Origin of the sequence: Rhodanobacter soli (assembly GCF_040548735.1) — a bacterium.
GTDB lineage: Bacteria > Pseudomonadota > Gammaproteobacteria > Xanthomonadales > Rhodanobacteraceae > Rhodanobacter > Rhodanobacter soli_A.
Genome location: NZ_JBEPSD010000001.1, coordinates 782,491 through 801,990, shown reverse-complemented (window position 1 = coordinate 801,990; position 19,500 = coordinate 782,491). Strand labels below are relative to the sequence as shown.

The following is a 19,500-nucleotide window of genomic DNA, read 5'->3' as shown; positions in this document are numbered from 1 at the left end:
CGCGTTGTATGTGGCTCATGTGCAATTGCTGCGCGTTCTGTCGACTTCGCCTTACCGTGGCACTGGCCCGCACCCGATGCGCGATGCTTTACATATCTACAGCGAAAAGCTTTCTCCGCCAGCCAGAGTCTGATTAGGCAGTGAAACGCGCCAGATATGTCACGGGATCGAGCGTGCAATGACCATCTATCGATCCTGGTAGCTGGAAGACCCTCGGCTTATCGCGAAAGTCGAAGATCCTGTACAGACGGTATTTGTCCGCGTCCGCGTTGGAGCGGGCGATCTCGTTGCGGCTGACATAAAACGGCGTCAGCTCACCGAACGCGGTCGTCTTGACCTCGATCAGGCGCTCGCGACCATTGCTTTCAAAAGACAGGATGTCGTAACCCAAACCGTCGCCTTGGCTTGCGGCAACATGCTCGACACGCTCGCTCAATGCCTTTTTGCCTTCGCCATGCAATCTGCGTGATTCCAGTTCGAGCACGAACAACTCGCCTGCGCGACCAAGCGAGCGGTTGCGAGCCTCACGGGCGAGATAGTCGCGCCGGACAGGCGAGAACCGAGGTGCGTATTCAGAAGCGGTTTCACGCACCTTCGCGGGCTTCGGTGCAGGTACCCAGACTGACATGGATTCGTTAACGGCGATCTCGATGGCCGGGCGCTCGACGGCAGCTTGGGCGGCCGTGTCGATGACGGTGTTCCCTTCCAACTGCGATTCCACCACGTCCAGCAGTTCGGACTGGTAATTGGAACGAGGCTTGTAGCCATTGATGCTCGGATACCCCAATGCGAGCAGGACGGCGCTGATGTTGCAGTGTTTGAACTCGACCGATCCCCGATTGCGGCCATCAAGCTTCCGCATCAGCGCTTCAGCGTGCTCGGTTTTGTTGTAGCGCTGACCGTTGAGTTCCAGCGCCAGCATCATGAGATATGAAGCAACGCAGGCCTCCACCTCCACCCGCGACCAGTCATCACCTCTAGCCATGTGATTTGCTTCCTCAACGGATGCTCAAGTATAGACAGACGGTCGGCACCCGAAGTCGAGGGAGGAAAGGTGTGGCGGAAAGGCGCCAGAAAACATTGCTGATGCGGCCGGTTGGATGATTCTCGGGCCGTTCAAACTGCTCCTCCGTCATTCCTCGCTCAGACTCAGGGCAACGCCGGATAGCGCTGCACCAGCGCATATACAATTCGGTTACGCAACGAATCGCTGAGTGGTGTATCGCTGCGCTTGCTGGTGAAAGTGCCGTGCATCTTCGGGTTGAGAACGATGACGTCGGACAGATGGGCGTTCCGGCCGGAATTGACATACCAGCCCGGCAATGCCACCACCGGTATGACGAGTACATTTTCGCCTGCTGCCCCGCGGAGGAACTCTGCCAGCCAGCGCGCTTCGTGGCGAGCCTGATCCACGGGCTTGCTGGTTACGTGATCGGGGAAGCGGAGCGCTTTGCCGTCGTACTCAACGTTTGCACTTTGTTTTCCCTTGCCGGGCTTTCTGCGTGACTTGGTTTCGACCATATAGACCGCGTGTGGGCCGATCACGACATGGTCGAGGTTGAAACCGTCGGCTGGGATGTCATGGAAGACTTGGCAGCCTTTGGAAGCAAGCGGTATCAGAAGCTGTGCGGTCATCAGTTCGGCATCCAGGCCCTCACGCAGTCTTGGCGTTTGGCGACCAATCGCGTGACCTTGCGGATTGCCCAGGCCAACATTCCCACGAAGAAGATGCTCAGTATCCATTCGCCGAGGCCAAATTTGATCTTCGACCAATCGAGTTGTGGCAACGCCCAGGCGCAGATGAGGAATGGCCCGATAAAAGATATGGTCATAAGCGCTTCATCGATGCCTTCGCTGGATTTCTCCAGTTCGCGACGCAGTTGCTCTCCCGGGCCATGATGCAATTTGTCGGTCAGCGGTGAGCGTCGGCCGTCGCGCATCTGCCAGAAGCGGATCAGAAACACTATCGCGATGGCAACGAGTATCGGAAGGATTATCGAAAGAAGCGGAATGAGCGTGTACATCATTTGGGCGTTCTCGCAGTGACGCAGCGTTGCGCGGCCTCTGACGTGGTGTTGCCGGGTGATACGTGTTTACGCTCGTGCGAAAAGCATGGCGATCGATCTCTGATCTTGTTCCAGTGAAGTTGCATGGTGGCCCCCTTTCATTCGGAAGAATACGCTACCTGCGCACGGGTGCAGCCGTGCGCAGCCGAAGAAACCTCGAATAACCCTCTTTTATTCGTCATTCCCGCGAAAGCGGGAATCCAAGTTGCTGTTCCGCAGGATCAAAATGGATTCCCGCTTTCGCGGGAATGACGGCTTCGGGGGTTATTCGAGGTTCCCCGAAGTGCCAGGGCGCAGAAGTGCAGAAGCGATTCCGGCCTTCGCCGGAATGACGATGGGGGCTGATGCAATCTTCGTTGGAATGACGATTCTGGAAGGGCTGCAGGCCTTCGCTCGTGCGAGCAAAGGCATCGCGCACAAGGTGCGCTCCTGCATGTGCGCGTCGCACTAGGTGCCGCGGATCGCTCAGTCCTCGGCCGAATCGCCCGTCTGCAGATCCTTCAACAACTGGAAGATCTCCCGATACGCTCGCGGCGGCTTGTTCGGCGTGTCCTTCTCGATGCGCGCCTGGCGCACCAGCGAACGCAGGTGCTGGCGGTCGACCTGCGGATGCTCGGCGATCAGCTCGGACAGGGCGGCTTCGTCCTCGGCGAGCAGGCGGTCGCGCATCGCTTCGAGGCGATGCATCGCCGCGGTTTCCTGGCGCTGCTTCTCGCGGTTCTCGCCGAGTTCGGCGCGCACGGCGGCGAAGTCTTCTTCGCCGTAGCGGCGCATCACCTTGGCGAGGAAGGCGAGCTGGCGTTTCTTCGCGCCGTGTGCGGTCATGCGGCGGGTGATGTCGATTTCGCGGCGCACGTCGTCCGGCAGCGCCAGCTTGGCCAGCCGGCTCGGCTGCAGCTCGGTCAGCTGGCCGGCCAGGGTCAGGATGGCCAGGGCTTCGCGACGCTGCTGGGTGCGGCTGGGACCGTAGTCTTCTTCGTCGAGTTCGGTCTGGTTGCGGCTGCGGCTCGGGCTCACGGGGTCATTCCAGAAGAAAAGCGGGTGGATCAGGCGTGCGGGTCGTTGCTGGCCAGCCCGGTCGGGCCTGGTTCGGCCGGATCCAGTTCGGCTTGTTCCAGCGCGAAGCGGGCGATCGGTTCGCCGTCCAGTTCGATGGTTTCGCTGAACATCGCGGCGGGGCGCACCCACAGGCCGTGATCGCCGTAGAGCGCCTGGTAGACCACCAGCGGTTCCATCGTTTCGCTGTGGTGTGCGGTGCCCAGCACGCGGTAGCGCTGACCCTTGTAGTGACGATAGATGCCGGCGGTGGGTTGCATGGGCGTTCTCCGCAGCTCTTTTCATTCCGCCGCCGCGCCCCCACGTTTTGGGGCCAGCGGTCGCGAACCGCTTATTCTACCCGCCTAATCTCCAGGAAAGCCCAAACGTGAGCGAAGTTGCCATCAGCCAGGACCGCAACCTGCCGGATCGTAGTGAGTCCGAACTCGACCGGCTGGCGGAGCTGGCCGAGGACGTGATCCGCCGCGCCCGCGCCGCCGGCGCCAGCCAGGCCGAGGTGGCCGCCAGTATCGACACCGGACTGAGCGTGAACGTGCGCCTGGGCGAGGTGGAGACGGTGGAGCACACCCGCGACCGCGGTTTCGGGCTCACCGTGTACTTCGGCCAGCGCAAGGGCTCGGCCAGCACGGCCGACCTCAACCCCGATTCGATCCAGGCCACGCTGGACCAGGCCTGCGCGATCGCGCGCTACACCGAAGCCGACCCGGCCGCAGGGCTGGCCGATGCGGCGCGCATGGCCACCTCGTTCCCTGACCTTGACCTGTGGCATCCGTGGGACATCGACACCGCGCGCGCGATCGAGCTGGGCATCGCCATCGAGACGGCTGGCCGCGCGCACGCCGGCATCAGCAATTCCGACGGCGCCAGCGTGCAGGCCGGGCAGGGGCTGTCGGTATACGCGAATTCGCACGGTTTCGTGGGGCGCGAGCGCGGCACCCGGCACTCGCTGTCGCTGGCGCTGATCGCCGGCGACGAGGACGGCATGCAGCGCGATTACTGGTACGACAGCGTGCGCGCCGCCGGCGATTTCATCAGCGCGCAGGCGCTCGGCGACAAGGCGGCCGAACGCACGCTGGCGCGGATGGGCGCGCGCAGCCTGTCGACGCGGCAGTGCCCGGTGCTGTTCGCGCCGGAACTGGCGCGCGGGCTGATCGGCCACCTGCTCGGTGCGGTCAGCGGCGGCGCGTTGTATCGCCAGGCCAGCTTCCTGCTCGACCATGTCGGCAAGCCGGTGATGCCGGCCTGGCTGAATATCGACGAGCGGCCGCACCTGCCGCGCGGCCAGGGCTCCGGCAATTTCGACGCCGAAGGCGTGGCGACCCGCGACAGCGCGCTGATCGAAGGCGGCGTGCTGGCGCGCTACGTGCTGGGCAGCTACTCGGCGCGCAAGCTCGGGCTGGAATCGACCGGCAATGCCGGCGGCATCCACAACCTGATCGTGGAGCCGGGCGCGGTCGACCGCGAGCACAGCGATTTCGACGGCATGCTGCAACGCCTGGGCACCGGCTTGCTGGTGACCGAGGTGATGGGGCAGGGCGTGTCCACCGTCACCGGCGACTATTCGCGCGGCGCGGCCGGCTTCTGGGTCGAGAACGGGCGGATTGCGTACCCGGTGGAAGGGATCACCATCGCGGCGAACCTGCGCGAGATGTTCGCCGGCGTCGTCGCGGTGGGCACGGATGTCGACCCGCGCTCGCACATCCTCACCGGTTCGATTCTGCTCGACCGGATGATGGTCGCTGGCGAGTAAGCATGACTCCCTCCTCTGCTTGCAGGGGAGGCGCAGGCATCTCCCGCCGACGATGCGGGTCAAACCGTCGCAAAGTGGCCGGTTCGCGCTGGCGGCCCGTGCCGCAGATTCCTGCGGCAAAGCGGCTCAAGCCTTGCTAGCATCGGCACAACCGGCCGGCGAGCCGTCGACGCAAGTTCTGACTACAAGGAGATGCGCATGAGCGTTCCACCCGAGTCCGTCATTCCGCCCCCGCCGAACGAGCCGCCCATGGCCGGGGCCCCTTCCGCCGAAGAGCGCCAGTGGGCGATGTTCGCGCACCTGTCCGCGCTGGTCGGCGTGATCATTCCGCTGGGCAGCATCATCGGGCCGCTGGTGATCTGGCTGATCAAGAAAGACACCATGCCGTTCGTCAACGACCAGGGCAAGGAAGCGCTGAACTTCAACATCACGGTGGGGATCGCCGCCATCGTGGGCTGGATCCTGTGCTTCATCCTGATCGGCTTCCTGCTGCTGGCGGTGTTGGCGATCGGCTGGCTGGTGTTCGTGATCATCGCCACGATCAAGGCGAACGAGGGCACCACCTACCGCTATCCGTTCACGCTGCGGCTGGTCAGCTGAAACAATGCTTCGCGTGATGCAACGAGGGGCGGCGCAAGCCGCCCTTTTCATTGCGCGGGGTTCGATCAATAGCGGCGGTGGGCGGCGTACAGCGCCAGCTCTTCCAGCAGGGTTGCGCGTGCGCCCAGTGGCGCTATCGCGGCCAGCGCGGTGTCGGTCAGTTCGGCCAGCCGGGCGCGCGAGGCATCGAGGCCGATGATCGAGGGAAAGGTGGGCTTGGCGGCGGCGGCGTCCTTGCCGGCGGTCTTGCCGATCACTGCCGATTCGCCTTCTACGTCGAGAACGTCGTCGCGCACCTGGAACGCCAGGCCGACCGCGTGGGCGTAGCGGTCCAGCGCCTGCAGGGTGTCGCCGTCGGCACCGGCGGCGAGTGCGCCCAACTGCACCGAGGCGCGGATCAGCGCGCCGGTCTTGCAGGCATGCATGTGTTCCAGTTCACCCAGCGTCAGCGGATGGCCGACGGCTGCGAGGTCCAGCGCCTGGCCGCCGGCCATGCCTTCGGCGCCGCAGGCGCGGCCCAGCGTGCGCAGCATCGCCATGCCGGTGGCGGTGTCGGTCTGGCGCGAGGTGTCGTCGGCGAGGATCTCGAACGCCAGCGCTTGCAGCGCGTCGCCGGCGAGGATCGCCATCGCCTCGCCGAACACGATGTGGCAGGTCGGGCGGCCGCGGCGCAGCGCGTCGTCGTCCATCGCGGGCAGGTCGTCGTGCACCAGCGAGTAGGCGTGGATCAGCTCCACCGCGCAGGCGGCGGCGTCCAGCTGCGGCCCGTCTTCGCCCAGCGCGTAGGCGGCGGCGTAGACCAGCAGCGGGCGCAGCCGCTTGCCGCCGCCCAGTACGGCGTAGCGCATCGCGCGGTGCAGGTCGGCGGGGGATTGTTCGGCGGGCGGCAGGGTGCGATCCAGCGCCTGTTCGGCGCGGAGGATCAACGCTTGCAGGGCGGGACCAAGTTCAGAGTTCGGGTTCAAACGGTTCGGCGCTGTCGGGGGCATCGGGATCGAGCAGCAGGCGCACACGCAGTTCGGCCTGCTCCAGCGACTGCTGGCAATGACGGAACAGGCCGATGCCGCGCTCGAACGAGGCCAGCGATTCGTCCAGGCTCATGTCGCCGCCTTCCATCTTTGCGACCAGTTGCTCCAGCTCGTCGAGGGAGTGTTCGAAGTCGGCGACGGGCGGGGTCTTGCCGGGTGCGGGAGCGGTCTTGGCCATGGCCCGCAACGCTAGCGCAGCGGGCGTCCGGAATCAATCTGCGCGGGCTGCGGAAAGCCCCAGGCGTGACCTGGATCAGCGCCCCGGACGCCAGCGCGGCAGGGCGCCGGCGCGGCGGAAAATCGCGATGCCGCGGGTGCTGATCCAGCGATCGGCCACCGCGACCAGTTCGTCGTCGGCATACAGCAGCGGGCAGGCGTTGCGCTGCCACGGCGGCAGGTGCGCCTGCTGGAACAGGTCGCGCAGTTCGCGCGTATGCGCGTCGCCATCGGGCTTGATGCGTTCGCCGCCGCGACGCAGGCGTACGTGCAGCGGCCCGGCGAGGCGGGTACCGGCGACGGTCAGTTGCAGTTCGCCGCCGTCGGGCAGCGCCAGCGGCTCGCCGTGCCAGGGCACCTGCCAGTCGGCGTCGACGATGCGCTCGGGTGGCAAGGCCCACAGCCGGCCTTTCCAGATGTGCAGTTCGGTGCCGGTCCAGCGGATGCACGGCAGCTGGCCCGCACGCGCACCGCACTGGCGTTCGATCTGCCGCCGCTGCGCGCTGGTGGGGGCGGACAGGCCGCGTGCGTGCAACCAGTGATCGAGCAACGGCTCGCGCAATGCCGGGGCCAGCGCCAGCCAACCATGGGCGTCCAGGCTGCCGCTGGCGGGATCGTGCAATGCATCGAATGCGGCCAGCCATTGCGTCTGCAGCGCATCCGCGGCGGCGCGGCACAGTGCGGCGCTGTGCAGGATCGAATCCACCGCCTGCGGCCAGTGCTGCGCCAGTCGCGGCAGGATCTCGTGGCGCAGCTGGTTGCGCGCCAGGCGGGTGTCGCGGTTGGACGGATCGTCGATGCAATCCAGCTGCCGTGCCTCGGCGTAATCGCGCAGTTGCTGCCGCGACAACTCCAGCAACGGCCGCCACAGCTGGCCACGGCCGAACGGGCGCAGCGCACGCATGCCACCCAGCCCTTCCGGCCCGGCACCGCGCAGCAGCTTCAACAGCACGGTTTCGGCCTGGTCGTCACGATGGTGGCCGAGCAGCAGGTATTCGCCGTCGCGCAGCTGCGTGGCCAGTGCGGCGTAGCGCGCATCGCGGGCGGCGGCTTCCAGGCCACTGCCGGTGTCGCCGTCGACCTGCACGCGCAACACCTCGCACGGCACGTCCAGTGTGGCGCAGAAGCGTTCGCAGTGCGCGGCCCAGGCCGCACTGTCCGGGTGCATGCCGTGATCGACATGCAGCGCGCGCAGCCCGCGCGCGCGCGCTTCGGGCAACTGCGCCAGCGCATGCAGCAGGGCGCTGGAATCCGGGCCGCCGCTGAAGGCCACGCAAAGTGCCGCCGGCGGCGCTGCCGCCAACGCGGCGTGCAGGTGCTGGTGCAGCGCGTCGCTCACTTCTTGCCGTCGCGGGGCCGCACGTAGATGTGTTTGCCGTTGCCGATCACGCGCTCCTCGGTGTCGAACAGGCCGATGCCCTTGATCAGGCCGCTGAGCTTGGCGTAGCCGTAGTTGCGCGAGTCGAAGTCGGGCGACTGCTTGTTGATGATGCTGCCGATCGCGCCCAGGCCGGCCCAGCCGGTTTCGTCGGAAGCGGCCTCGATCGCGTTGCGCAGCAGGTTCATCAGGTGCGAATCGCCGCGAAGTTCCTTCGCCGAGCGCTGTTTGGGCGCGGCTTCGGTTTCGGCGGTGCTGGCCGATGCGCCGGCCAGCACCTCGGTATAGATGAACTTGTCGCAGGCGGTACGGAACGGCTCCGGCGTCTTGCGTTCGCCGAAGCCGTAGACGGTCAGCCCGGATTCGCGGATGCGCGAGGCGAGCCGGGTGAAGTCGCTGTCGCTGGAAACGATGCAGAAGCCGTCGAAGCGTTCGGTGTAGAGCAGGTCCATCGCGTCGATGATCATCGCCGAATCGGTGGCGTTCTTGCCGACGGTGTAGCGGAACTGCTGGATCGGCTGGATCGAGAGGCGCAGCAGCACTTCCTTCCAGCCGTTGAGATCGGGCTTGGTCCAGTCGCCGTAGATGCGCTTGACGTGCGCGGTGCCGTACTTCGCGATCTCGGCGAGCAGGCCTTCGACGATTGCCGGACGGGCGTTGTCGGCGTCGATCAGTACCGCAAGTTTGTCGTGGGCCATGACGGATTCCGGCAGCATGGAGGTGATGCCGATGGTAGCGCCAAGCGGGTGACGGGGTGACGGGCGCGGCGGCGGCGCTTATTCCTGGTACGCGCCGTAGCTGCGCAGGCGCTTGTAGCGCTGTTCGAGGAGATCGGTGAGCGGCATCGCCTCGAGCTCGTCGAGCTGCTTCAGCAGCACCGCCTTCAGGCGGATCGCCATCGAGCGCGGGTTGCGGTGCGCGCCGCCCAGCGGTTCGCGCACGACCTTGTCGATCAGGCCGAGTTCGAGCAGGCGCGGCGCGGTCATGCCCAACGCCTCGGCGGCGTCCTTCACCTTGTCCGGACTCTTCCACAGGATCGAGGCGCAGCCTTCCGGCGAGATCACCGAATAGGTGGAGTACTGCAGCATCAGCGTGCGATCGCCCACGCCGATCGCCAGCGCGCCGCCGGAACCGCCTTCGCCGATCACGGTGCAGATGATCGGCACCTTCAGCTCGGCCATCTCCAGCAGGTTGCGCGCGATCGCCTCGCTCTGGCCGCGCTCCTCGGCGCCGACGCCGGGGTAAGCCCCGGGAGTGTCGATCAGGGTCAGCAGGGGCAGACCGAAACGCTCGGCCATCTTCATCAGGCGCAGCGCCTTGCGGTAGCCCTCGGGGCGGGGCATGCCGAAGTTGCGGCGCACCTTGGTCTTGGTGTCGCGGCCCTTCTGGTGGCCGATGATCACCACCGGCCGGCCGTTGATCCGGCCCAGGCCGCCGACGATGGCCGCGTCCTCGGCGTACATGCGGTCGCCGGCCAGCTCGTGGAATTCCTCGCAGATCACGCCGATGTAGTCGAGCGTGTACGGGCGCGCCGGGTGGCGCGACAACTGGGTGGTCTGCCACGAGTTGAGGTTGCGGAAGATTTCCGCGGTCTTGACCTTCAGCTTTTCGCGCAGGCGCCCGACTTCCTCATCGATATTGAACGCCTGCCCGTTGCTGGCATGGCGAAGCTCTTCGATCTTCGCGTCCAGTTCGGCAATGGGTTGTTCGAAATCGAGGAAGTTGGGGTTCATTCGCTGCAATTCATGGCACAGAAGCGGCTCAGTATACCGTCCCGCAGGAAAACGCGAGAACGCCGCCGTATGGCTGTGATGCGGTCGACACCTGCCTGCCGCAGGGCGGACGATTGCGCTATCGTCCGCCCCATCGAGCCCTTGGCTTTCGCCGGATCCGCGCCATGCCCAGCAAACCCGTCATTGACAACGCCAAGCTCGACCGCATCGTGGCCGAGGCCCGGCGCAACGCCGAGCAGCGCGAGCTGGGTTACCGCGAGCGCGCGCTGAAGATGTACCCGTGGGTGTGCGGCCGCTGCGCGCGCGAGTTCACCCGCGCGAACCTGCAGGAACTGACCGTGCACCACCGCAATCACGACCACGACGACAACCCGCCGGACGGCAGCAACTGGGAGCTGCTGTGCGTGTACTGCCACGACAACGAGCACTCGCGGCATATCGACCACGTGCGTGGCGGGGTGATGGCTGTCGAAGAGGCGCCACCGGCGACGGGCAATCCGTTCGCCGACCTGAAGGCGATGCTGGAGCGGGGCAGGAAGTGAGGCTTTTTGACTCCTCCCCCTGTTTGCAGGGGAGGTCGGGTGGGGGTAAAGCTTTTGACTTTCAGATCAAGAGCGAACCCCTCCCCAGCCCTCCCCTGCAAACAGGGGAGGGAGCACAGACGCTCAATCCTGCTGCTTGACGATGCGCAGGCGTGCGGCTTGCACGCCGGGCAGGGCGCGTACGGTGCGCAGCAGTTCGGGGATGGCTTCCACGCGCCAGGCTTCGCCGAGCTCGAGATCGGCCTGTGCGTGGCGGTTGCGATAACCGTGCAGCGTCACGCTGGTGCGACCGCCGCGGTAGCCGGCGAGTGCGTGCTGCAATTGTTCGACGAAACCCGGGCCGATGCCGTTCAACTTCAGCTGCAACAGGCGCGCATGCCGGCGGCAGGCGTCGGCCAGTGAGCAGGCGCTGCGCGCGCGCAACTGGAAGCCGCCGCCGGAGAATTCGTCGATGCGCAGGCCGCCATCGACGACCAGCATCTCGTCGCGGGTCAGCAGCGGCGCCATCTGCTGGTACAGCTCGCCGAAGAAGCTCACCTCGATGATGCCGCTGCCGTCCTCCAGACGCACGAACGCATCGCTGTCGCCGCGCTTGCGCACGGCGGTGACCATGCCGGCGACGGTCCACGGCGTGTCGGGACCGCGGCGGAAACGGTTGCCGTCGTCGTTGTCGTTCCGGCGCGGCTTCGGCGGCTGGTAGCGATCGACGATCTCGCCCAGGGGGCAGGTCGACAGCTGCGCCAGTTCGTCCTTCCACGGGTCGGTGGGATGGCCTGACAGGTAGTGGCCGAGCGTGTCGCGCTCGCCCTGCAGTTTCTGCTCCAGCGGCCATTCCGGCACGGTCGGCAGCTCGATCTCCAGCACCGGCGTGGCGCTGGCACTGCCCATGGCGGCGCCGAACATGTCGTTCTGGCCGGACTGCCGGTCGCGCAGGTGCTGCTCGGCGGCCTTGATCGCATCGGGCAGCTGCAGCATCAGGCTGGCGCGATTCGCCGCCAGTGCATCCAGCGCGCCGGACAGGATCAGCGCTTCGAGCACGCGGCGGTTGAGCCGGGTCGGATCGACGCGGCGGCAGAAATCGGCCAGGTCGGTGTACTTGCCGTTGGCGCGCTCGGCGACGATGGATTCGCAGGCGCCCTGGCCGACGCCCTTGATCGCGCCCAATCCGTATTGAATCGTTTTCGGTTCGATCGCGACGAACATGTATTCCGAGGCGTTGACGTCCGGCGGTTGCACGGTGATGCCGATCGCCTGCGACTCGTCGAGGAAGGTCACCACCTTGTCGGTGTTGTCCATGTCCGAGGAGATCGTGGCGGCCATGAACTCGGCCGGGTAGTGCGCCTTCAGCCAGGCGGTCTGGTAGGAGACCAGCGCGTAGGCGGCGGCGTGCGACTTGTTGAAGCCGTAGCCGGCGAATTTCTCCATCAGGTCGAAGATGGAATCGGCCTTCTCGCCGCTGAGCCCGTCCTTCGCCGCGCCCTCGCGGAACTTGGCGCGCTCCTTCGCCATTTCCTCGAGCTTCTTCTTGCCCATCGCGCGGCGCAGCAGGTCGGCGCCGCCGAGCGAGTAGCCGCCCACGATCTGCGCCATCTGCATCACCTGCTCCTGGTAGACCATGATGCCGTAGGTCTCTTTCAGGATCGGCTCGACGCGCGGATCGGGGTACTCCACTTCCTCGCGGCCATGCTTGCGCGCCACGAAGCTGGGGATCAGGTCCATCGGGCCGGGGCGGTACAGCGCCACCAGCGCGATGATGTCTTCGAAGCGGTCGGGTTTGGCGTCCTTCAGCATGCGCTGCATGCCAGAGGATTCGAGCTGGAACACGGCGACGGTCTGCGCCTTCTTCAGCAACTCGTACGGCGCCGGGTCGTCCAGCGGCAGCGCCGAGATGTCCAGCGGCGCTTCGCCGGTTTTCGCGCGGCGCGCGTTGATCGCCTTCACCGCCCAGTCGATGATGGTCAGCGTGCGCAGGCCGAGGAAGTCGAACTTGACCAGGCCGACCGCCTCGACGTCGTCCTTGTCGTACTGGGTCACCACGCCGCCGCCGCCGGCTTCGCAGTACAGCGGCGCGAAGTCGGTGAGCGGGGTCGGCGCGATCACCACGCCGCCGGCATGCTTGCCCGCGTTTCGGGTGAGGTTCTCGAGCTTGAGCGCCAGGTCGATCAGCGCGTGGGCGTCTTCATCCTGCTCGTAGGCTTCGCAGAATTCCCTGACGACGCGATCGGGTTCCTTCTTCGACTTCTCCGAGCGGCCCAGCGCATCGGACAAGGTGAGGTCGAGCGGGCGTGGCGGCACCATCTTCGCCAGCTTGTCGACCTGGCCGTAGCCCATGCTGAGCACGCGGCCGGAGTCGCGCAGCACCGCCTTGGCCGCCATCGAGCCGTAGGTGATGATCTGGCTGACGCGGTCACGGCCGTACTTGCGCGCGACGTAGTCGATCACCTCGTCGCGGCGGTCCATGCAGAAGTCGATGTCGAAGTCGGGCATCGACACGCGTTCGGGGTTGAGGAAGCGTTCGAACAGCAGGTTGAACTGCAGCGGGTCGAGGTCGGTGATCTTCAGCGCCCAGGCGACCAGCGAGCCGGCGCCGGAACCGCGGCCGGGGCCGACCGGAATGCCGTTCTGTTTGCCCCAGTTGATGAAGTCCGCCACGATCAGGAAGTAGCCGGGGAAGCCCATCTCGATGATGACGTCCAGCTCGCGTTCCAGCCGCGCCTCGTAGTCGGCGAGCGTGTGGTCGGCGGCCAGCGGCGCGCTGGCCAGGCGTTCCTTGAGGCCTTGCCGCGACAGCTCGCGGATGTGGCTGGCGAGGTCGTGGCCTTCGGGCACCGGGAAGTCGGGCAGGTAGTAGGTGCCGAACTTCAGTTCCAGGGTGCAGCGTTTCGCCAGTTCGACGGTGTTTTCCAGCGCCTCGGGCAGATCCGTGAACAGCGCGGCCATCTCCTCCGGCGTCTTCAGGTATTGCTGGTCGCTGTACTCGCGCGGGCGTTTCGGATCGGCCAGCACGCGGCCCTGGTTGATGCACACGCGCGCCTCGTGCGCGCCGAAGTCGTCCTGCTTGAGGAAGCGCACGTCGTTGCTGGCCACCACCGGCAGGCCGAGTTCGGCGGCCAGCGCCAGCGCGGCGGTATTCCAGTTTTCCTCGCCGTCGCGGCCGCAGCGGGTCAGCTCCAGGTACAGCCGGTCGGGGAACAGCCGCGCCAGTGGACGCAGTTTCGCCAGCGCGGCCGCGACTCCCTGGTTCAGCGCAATGCGGCCGATTTCGCTCTCACGGCCGAGCAGGGCGATCAGTCCGTTGCTGGCGTCGGCGCTCAGCCAGCCGGCCTCGACCAGCGCGCGGCCGCCGTGCTGGCCTTCCTGCCACGCGCGCGAGACCAGCCGCGACAGGTTGAGGTAGCCGTCGCGATCCTGGCACAGCAAGGTGAGCCGCCACGGGCGCGGGTCGTCCGGCGCGGAAATCCACAGGTCGCAGCCGCCGATCGGCTTGATGCCGGCCGCGCTGCAGGCCTTGTAGAACTTCACCAGCGCGAACATGTTGCTGTCGTCGGTCAGCGCCACCGCCGGGATGCCGTCGCGCACGCAGGCGGCGACCAGCGCCTTGATGCGGATGGTCGAATCGACCAGCGAATATTCGCTGTGCAGGTGCAGGTGGGTATAGCGGACGGTCATGCGTTCTTGCGCGGTGAGTCCCCGCAGGCTACCCGGCGCCTTGCCCAGCGGCAAGATTGACTTGTGCGCGGTTTGCGCGAAGCGCGGCGGTGCCTCGCCGGAAGCCCCGCTCAACCCGGCGCGGCGGCCACTGCCGGCGGTGCCGGTTCGGACAGAAGTGCGTTGATCTCGGCGACCAGGCTGTCCAGCATGTCTTCGCCATAGCCCACGTGCACATGGGCCACGGTGCCGTCGCGATGCAGCATCACCATGACCGGGATGCCCTTGTCGGTGCCATAGGGCTTGCCGAGGGCGCCGTCGCGGTCCCAGGTCATCAGCAGGCCGGGCAGGCGCGGGCGCAGGGCGCGAACGGTCCGCACGTAGGTCTGTCGATCTTCCTCGTGGTTGATGGTGACCACCTGCAGGGGCAGGCCGCGTTCGGTGGCCAGCGTCTGCAGGCCCGCCAGCACCGGCAGCTCCTTCATGCAGTAGCCGCACCAGGTGGCCCAGAAGCTGACCACCACGACCTTGCCGTGCAGGGACGAGACGGTCACCTCTTGCCCGCGCTGGGTCGTGCCCAAGGCATCCGGCGGCGCTTCGCCGGGTTTCACTTCGGCCCTGGCGGCGAAGCAGAGCATGAGGCCCAACAGTGCGACGCCGATCCTGCGCATGTCATCCATCCCCCGATTGATGGCGCCAGCGTAGCAACATGCCTGGAGCGGAGAAAGGGGCTGCGGTCAGTGCCTGCCGCGGGCCTGGCCGGTGCGGTCAGCGGATATAAAAGCGCTCCCCCTTGTCGTCGACGATCACGTAGTGATCGAGGCTGTGCACCAGCAGTGGATGCAGGTTGTAGTCGACATGCATGGGCAGGATCTCGTCGATGCTGGCCGGCGCGAAGATGACCGATTCCGGCATGGGCGGGATGGTCTGCATGGGTAGTACGGGCGGGCGGTTCTGTGGAGACATCATGGCACGACTCCTGCGGGCTTGAGTGCGCTTGTGACCGTGCCCGGCGAGTCTCGTCTGGACGACAGGCCGGTGTTGCTGGCGCGTCCCTGCTGATCGCGGTTCCTGTAGTGAATGATGCGCCCGCGCGAGGAAAAGTTGCATAGACGAATGGGCTATACGGAGCAATCTCAGCCGGCCCGCGACCAGGCCGTTCGAGCATGGGAACCCCCGCGCCGATGGGGTCAGAACAATCGCGCCTGGTCCAGCAGCAGGCGTACCGGCGCGAAGCTGCGGCGATGTTGCGCGCACGGCCCGAGCTGCTGCAGCGCAGCCAGGTGCGCCGGGGTCGCGTAGCCTTTGTGCGCGGCAAAGCCGTAGCCGGGATGCACGCCGTCCAGCGTGACCATCACGCGGTCGCGGCTGACCTTGGCCAGGATCGACGCGGCGCTGATCGCCGGTTCCAGTGCGTCGCCGCCGACGATCGCGCGACCCGGGCAGGGCAGGTCTTTCGGCAATTGGTTGCCGTCGATCAGGGCCTCGTGGGCGACCGGTACGAGGCCGGCTACGGCACGGCTCATGCCGGCCATGGTGGCCTGGAAGATATTCAGGCGGTCGATCTCGTCCCGCTCGATCAGCACGATGCAGTACGCCAGCGCCCGCTCGATGATCAGCGGATACAGCGCCTCGCGCTTCGCTTCGCTGAGCTGCTTGGAGTCGTTCAGCCCCACGATCGGGCGGGCCGGATCGAGGATCACCGCGGCCACCGCCAGCGGGCCGGCCAGCGGGCCACGGCCGGCCTCGTCGACGCCGGCAATGAAGATGCTCCTTGCGCTCGCCCGCTCCTCTTCCTGAAGGGAAGGTTCGGGGCAGCAGGTGTTTTCCAGGCGCTCATCCATCGGTGCGCCTCGCGTCGATCAGCTCGGCAATCGCCGCTGCCGCCCGATCCCCCGCATGGCCTTCCAGGCCGCCGCGCAGGACCTGGTGCAGTTGCTCGAACGCGGCGACGATCGCGCCGCGCCGCTCGCTGTCCTTGAACAGAGCGAGCGTGGCGGCGGCCAGGTTTTCGGCGGTGCAGTCGTCCTGCATCAGTTCGGGCACCAGCAGGCCGTCGCCGAGGCCGGCGGCACGCGCCAGGATGTTCGGCAGCGCGTAGACGTCGGTCTTCAGCATCTTCAGCGCGCGGGCGATGCGGTAGCTCAGCGGCGCGACGCGGTAGCCCACCACCATCGGCCGCTTGGCCAGCATCGCTTCCAGGGTGGCGGTGCCGGAGGCCAGCAGCACCACGTCGGCGGCCAGCATCGCCTCGTGCGCGTGGCCGTCCAGAAGCAGCGGCGCGGTTTCGTCCTGCGGTCCGCGGGCCAGCAGTTCCCCGAGCCGGGCATGCACCTGCGGGTTGGCGGCCGGAATCACCACGCGCAGTCCCGGCACGGCGGCGGCCACCCGGTTCGCCGCGTCGATGAAGGCTTGGCCCAGCCGGCCGACTTCGGACAGCCGGCTGCCGGGCAGCACGGCGAGCACCGGCGCCTGCTGCGGCAGCTGCAGGATTTCGCGCGCGCCGACGCGGTCGGACACCAGCGCGAAACGGTCGGCCAGCGGGTGGCCGACGAAACGCGCGTCGACGCCATGCTTGGCGTAGATCGCCGGTTCCATCGGGAACAGGCACAGCACGCGGCTGGCGCTGCGCCCGATCTTCTCCGCGCGCTTCTCGCGCCAGGCCCAGACCGACGGGCTGACGTAGTGCACGGTCAGCACGCCGGCCTGTTTCAGGCGCTGCTCCACGCCGAGGTTGAAGTCGGGCGCGTCGATGCCGACCACCACGGCCGGCCGCTCCCGCAGCAGGCGCGCGACCAGCGCCTTGCGCAGCCGCAGCAGGCGGGGCAGGTGGCGGATCACCTCGCTGAAGCCGAACAGCGACAGTTCGCGGATGTCGTACCAGGAGTCGAAGCCCTCGCGCTGCATGCGCGCGCCGCCGATGCCGACGAAACGCGCCTGCGGGTAGCGCTGGCGCAGCGCGACGATCAGGTCGGCGCCGAGCTGGTCGCCGGAGTCTTCGCCGGCGAGGATGGCGATCAGGGGAGCAGTCGTGGAGACGTCGATGTTTTGCATTTCGTCTCCTTCGTAAAGCGAAAGCCAGAGCGCGTGTTTGATTTCGCGATAAGCGCGATGCGCTTATCGCGCCAGCGCGCGCTCGCTGTGGTCGATGAATTCCAGCATGGCCCGCACGTCGTCGCTTTCGCGCGCCTGCTCGACCAGCTTTTCGCGCGCCTCGGGCAGCGGCAGGCCGGCCATGTACAGCGTACGGTAGGCGCGCTTGATCGCGGCGATGCGCGTGGCGTCGAAGCCGCGGCGCTTCAGGCCCTCGCTGTTGATGCCGCGCGGACGGCCCTGCTGCTCGTTCGCCATCATCACGAATGGCGGCACGTCGTGGCCGACCAGGCAACCCATGCCGATGAACGCGTGCGCGCCGACCTTGCAGAACTGGTGCACGCCCGAATAGCCGGACAGGATCGTCCAGTCGCCGATGGTGACGTGCCCGGCCAGCGCCGAGTAGTTGGAGAACACCACGTTGTTGCCGATCTGGCAGTCGTGCGCCACGTGCACGTAGGCAAGCACCCAGTTGTCGTCGCCGATGCGGGTGACGCCGCCGCCATGGCCGGTGCCGCGGTTGATGGTGGCGAATTCGCGGATCAGGTTGCGGTCGCCGATCACCAGTTCGGTGCGTTCGTCTTTCCACTTCTTGTCTTGCGGCGCGCCGCCCAGCGAGGCGAACTGGGTGATGCGGTTGTCGCGGCCGATCTTCGTGGGCCCTTCGATCACCACATGCGGACCGATCTGCGTGCCGTCGCCGATCTCGACCTCGGCGCCGATCACGCTGTACGCGCCGACGCTGACGTTGGCGCCGATGGTGGCGGAAGGGTCGATCAGCGCAGTGGGATGGATCATTTGTGGGCCCTCGCGGCGCACATCAGTTCACAACTGGCCACTTCCTTGCCGTCGACCAGGCTGCGTGCCACGAACAGGCCCATGCCGCGCACCAGGCGCTTCTGGCTGACTTCGAAGCGCAACTGGTCGCCGGGAACCACCGGTGCGCTGAAGCGCGCGTTGTCGACCTTGACCAGGTAGAACAGCGGGCTGCCCTTGTCACCCTTGAAGCGGCGGCTCAGCTGGGTCAGCAGGCCGGCGGCCTGCGCCATCGCCTCGATGATCAGCACGCCGGGCATCACCGGGTGGCCGGGGAAGTGGCCCTGAAAGAACGGCTCGTTGATGGTCACGTTCTTCAGCGCGACCACGCTGACGTCGGGCACGATCTCGACCACGCGGTCCACCAGCAGGAACGGGTAGCGGTGCGGCAGCAGTTCCTGGATCTGCTCCACGTTGATCGGCAGTGCCATGAAGTCGCTTTTCTCACTCATTGTTGCTGTCCTTCTCCAGCGCCGACAACCGGCGCGCGTACTCGTCCAGATGCTTGAAGCGTGCCGCGTTCTTCCGCCACTGGCGGTTGTCCTGCAGCGGCACGCCCGATGAATATTCGCCGGGCTCGCGGATCGAATGCGTGACCAGGCTCTTGGCGGTAATGGTAACCCGGTCGGCCAGCTCGAGATGACCGAGCACGCCGGCGTTGCCGCCGATCATGCAGTAGCGGCCGATTTTCGCGCTGCCGGCCACCGCAGCGCAGCCGGCCATCGCGGTGTGTGCGCCGACGTGCACGTTGTGGGCGATCTGGATCTGGTTGTCCAGCCGCACGTCTTCTTCCAGCACGGTGTCGTCCAGCGCGCCGCGGTCGATCGTGGTGTTCGCGCCGATCTCGCAGTCGTCGCCGATGCGCACGCCGCCGAGCTGCGGCAGCTTGACCCAATGATCCTTGTCGAAGGCAAGGCCGAAGCCGTCCGAGCCGATCACTGCGCCGGGATGCACCAGCACGCGCTGGCCGAGCGTGACCCGGGTGACCAGGGTGACACGCGCCACCAGCCGCGACTCGGCGCCGACCGTGCAGTCCTCGCCGATGATGCAGTGCGGGCCGAGCACGACGCCGTCGCCGATCACCGCGCCGTCCGCGATCACGCAGCCCGGACCGATGCTGGCGCTGGCGCTGACCCGCGCCCCGGTGGCGACCACGGCGCTGGGATGGATCCCCGCCGGTGCGGCGGGCATCCGTTCGAACAGTGCGGCGATGCGCGCATAGGCGACATACGGATCCCGCGCGACTAGCGCCGCCGTCGGGCAGTCGGCGAGGTTTTCCTCGCGCAGCACGATCACCCCGGCGCGAGCAGCGGCCAGCTGGGCGGTGTACTTGCTGTTGGAGAGGAAGCTCAGCTGGCTGGGGCCGGCGCCGGCGAGCGTGCCGACGCCGTCGATGACCCGCGCGCCATCGCCGCTGAAGCTGAGGCCGAACCGTTCGGCCAGCTCGGCCACCGTGTAGTTGATTGCGCTCATGCGTGCTCCGGAACCTGCCGGCCATTGTAGGGGGTGGCGCCGCGGCGTGCAGTGCGCCCAGCCGGCAGAAGCAGGCCGGCAAAAGAAAGCGCGGCCTGGCC

21 protein-coding genes are annotated in these 19,500 nt (G+C 66.9%); 3 read left to right on the top strand and 18 right to left on the bottom strand.

Annotation, left to right across the window (positions count from 1 at the left end; translation table 11 throughout):
• Positions 1–133: 133 nt before the first annotated feature.
• The 5 genes from ABIE04_RS03780 to ABIE04_RS03760 all read right to left on the bottom strand — a co-directional run bounded on the left by ABIE04_RS03780 (position 134) and on the right by ABIE04_RS03760 (position 3,382).
• On the bottom strand, positions 134–985 hold the full coding sequence (locus ABIE04_RS03780) for a DUF3883 domain-containing protein (protein WP_354547247.1): 852 nt from the start codon (positions 983–985) through the stop codon (positions 134–136).
• 164 nt (positions 986–1,149) lie between these two features.
• Entirely contained in the window at positions 1,150–1,635 is a 486-nt protein-coding gene (locus ABIE04_RS03775) for a nuclease-related domain-containing protein (RefSeq protein ID WP_354547246.1), read from the bottom strand.
• On the bottom strand, positions 1,635–2,027 hold the full coding sequence (locus ABIE04_RS03770; protein WP_354547245.1) for a hypothetical protein: 393 nt from the start codon (positions 2,025–2,027) through the stop codon (positions 1,635–1,637). The genes ABIE04_RS03775 and ABIE04_RS03770 overlap by 1 nt, the downstream gene beginning before the upstream one ends.
• Before the next feature lie 504 nt (positions 2,028–2,531).
• Complete coding sequence (yjgA, locus tag ABIE04_RS03765; protein WP_354547244.1) at positions 2,532–3,083, bottom strand: ribosome biogenesis factor YjgA; 552 nt, start codon at positions 3,081–3,083, stop codon at positions 2,532–2,534.
• Between the two features lie 29 nt (positions 3,084–3,112).
• Positions 3,113–3,382, bottom strand: coding sequence for a DUF1653 domain-containing protein (locus ABIE04_RS03760; RefSeq protein WP_354547242.1), 270 nt, complete (start codon positions 3,380–3,382; stop codon positions 3,113–3,115).
• A 107-nt stretch (positions 3,383–3,489) separates the two neighbouring features.
• Between ABIE04_RS03760 and pmbA the strand changes: the two genes are divergently transcribed.
• Positions 3,490–4,872 carry a metalloprotease PmbA gene (pmbA, locus tag ABIE04_RS03755; RefSeq protein WP_354547241.1) on the top strand — a complete coding sequence of 461 codons (1,383 nt, stop codon included), beginning with the start codon at positions 3,490–3,492 and terminating at the stop codon, positions 4,870–4,872.
• Between the two features lie 198 nt (positions 4,873–5,070).
• Complete coding sequence (locus ABIE04_RS03750) at positions 5,071–5,472, top strand: DUF4870 domain-containing protein (RefSeq protein ID WP_082547506.1); 402 nt, start codon at positions 5,071–5,073, stop codon at positions 5,470–5,472.
• Between the two features lie 65 nt (positions 5,473–5,537).
• Here the strand turns inward: ABIE04_RS03750 and ABIE04_RS03745 are convergent, their stop codons facing one another.
• The 5 genes from ABIE04_RS03745 to ABIE04_RS03725 all read right to left on the bottom strand — a co-directional run bounded on the left by ABIE04_RS03745 (position 5,538) and on the right by ABIE04_RS03725 (position 9,827).
• Positions 5,538–6,437, bottom strand: coding sequence for a polyprenyl synthetase family protein (locus tag ABIE04_RS03745; protein WP_354547240.1), 900 nt, complete (start codon positions 6,435–6,437; stop codon positions 5,538–5,540).
• Positions 6,421–6,678 carry an exodeoxyribonuclease VII small subunit gene (locus ABIE04_RS03740; RefSeq protein WP_354547239.1) on the bottom strand — a complete coding sequence of 86 codons (258 nt, stop codon included), beginning with the start codon at positions 6,676–6,678 and terminating at the stop codon, positions 6,421–6,423. Before ABIE04_RS03740 ends, ABIE04_RS03745 begins: the two co-directional genes overlap by 17 nt.
• A gap of 75 nt (positions 6,679–6,753) precedes the next feature.
• A complete protein-coding gene (gene tilS / locus ABIE04_RS03735) occupies positions 6,754–8,055 on the bottom strand; it encodes a tRNA lysidine(34) synthetase TilS (RefSeq protein ID WP_354547238.1) in 1,302 nt (433 codons plus the stop codon).
• Positions 8,052–8,792 carry an NYN domain-containing protein gene (locus ABIE04_RS03730; RefSeq protein WP_354547237.1) on the bottom strand — a complete coding sequence of 247 codons (741 nt, stop codon included), beginning with the start codon at positions 8,790–8,792 and terminating at the stop codon, positions 8,052–8,054. The genes tilS and ABIE04_RS03730 overlap by 4 nt, the downstream gene beginning before the upstream one ends.
• A gap of 78 nt (positions 8,793–8,870) precedes the next feature.
• On the bottom strand, positions 8,871–9,827 hold the full coding sequence (locus ABIE04_RS03725; protein ID WP_354547236.1) for an acetyl-CoA carboxylase carboxyltransferase subunit alpha: 957 nt from the start codon (positions 9,825–9,827) through the stop codon (positions 8,871–8,873).
• 164 nt (positions 9,828–9,991) lie between these two features.
• On the opposite strand from ABIE04_RS03725, the gene ABIE04_RS03720 reads away from it, so the two are divergent.
• Complete coding sequence (locus ABIE04_RS03720; protein ID WP_354547235.1) at positions 9,992–10,369, top strand: YajD family HNH nuclease; 378 nt, start codon at positions 9,992–9,994, stop codon at positions 10,367–10,369.
• A gap of 123 nt (positions 10,370–10,492) precedes the next feature.
• On the opposite strand, the gene dnaE is transcribed toward ABIE04_RS03720, so the two are convergent.
• From dnaE to lpxD, 8 genes are all read right to left on the bottom strand, one after another.
• Complete coding sequence (gene dnaE / locus ABIE04_RS03715; RefSeq protein WP_354547234.1) at positions 10,493–14,038, bottom strand: DNA polymerase III subunit alpha; 3,546 nt, start codon at positions 14,036–14,038, stop codon at positions 10,493–10,495.
• A 110-nt stretch (positions 14,039–14,148) separates the two neighbouring features.
• Positions 14,149–14,688 carry a TlpA family protein disulfide reductase gene (locus ABIE04_RS03710; RefSeq protein ID WP_354547233.1) on the bottom strand — a complete coding sequence of 180 codons (540 nt, stop codon included), beginning with the start codon at positions 14,686–14,688 and terminating at the stop codon, positions 14,149–14,151.
• Positions 14,689–14,785: 97 nt separating this feature from the next.
• Positions 14,786–14,986, bottom strand: coding sequence for a hypothetical protein (locus tag ABIE04_RS03705; RefSeq protein WP_354547232.1), 201 nt, complete (start codon positions 14,984–14,986; stop codon positions 14,786–14,788).
• 221 nt (positions 14,987–15,207) lie between these two features.
• The gene (rnhB, locus tag ABIE04_RS03700; RefSeq protein ID WP_354547231.1) at positions 15,208–15,861 is read right to left on the bottom strand and encodes a ribonuclease HII; all 654 of its coding nucleotides are present in this window, start codon (positions 15,859–15,861) and stop codon (positions 15,208–15,210) included.
• On the bottom strand, positions 15,854–17,071 hold the full coding sequence (gene lpxB, locus ABIE04_RS03695; RefSeq protein ID WP_354547230.1) for a lipid-A-disaccharide synthase: 1,218 nt from the start codon (positions 17,069–17,071) through the stop codon (positions 15,854–15,856). Before lpxB ends, rnhB begins: the two co-directional genes overlap by 8 nt.
• 63 nt (positions 17,072–17,134) lie before the next feature.
• Positions 17,135–17,908, bottom strand: coding sequence for an acyl-ACP--UDP-N-acetylglucosamine O-acyltransferase (lpxA, locus tag ABIE04_RS03690; RefSeq protein WP_354547229.1), 774 nt, complete (start codon positions 17,906–17,908; stop codon positions 17,135–17,137).
• Positions 17,905–18,378: a 3-hydroxyacyl-ACP dehydratase FabZ gene (fabZ, locus tag ABIE04_RS03685; RefSeq protein ID WP_354547228.1), complete on the bottom strand. Its 474-nt coding sequence runs from the start codon at positions 18,376–18,378 to the stop codon at positions 17,905–17,907. Before fabZ ends, lpxA begins: the two co-directional genes overlap by 4 nt.
• Entirely contained in the window at positions 18,371–19,399 is a 1,029-nt protein-coding gene (gene lpxD / locus ABIE04_RS03680; protein WP_354547227.1) for a UDP-3-O-(3-hydroxymyristoyl)glucosamine N-acyltransferase, read from the bottom strand. Before lpxD ends, fabZ begins: the two co-directional genes overlap by 8 nt.
• Between the last annotated feature and the right edge of the window lie 101 nt (positions 19,400–19,500).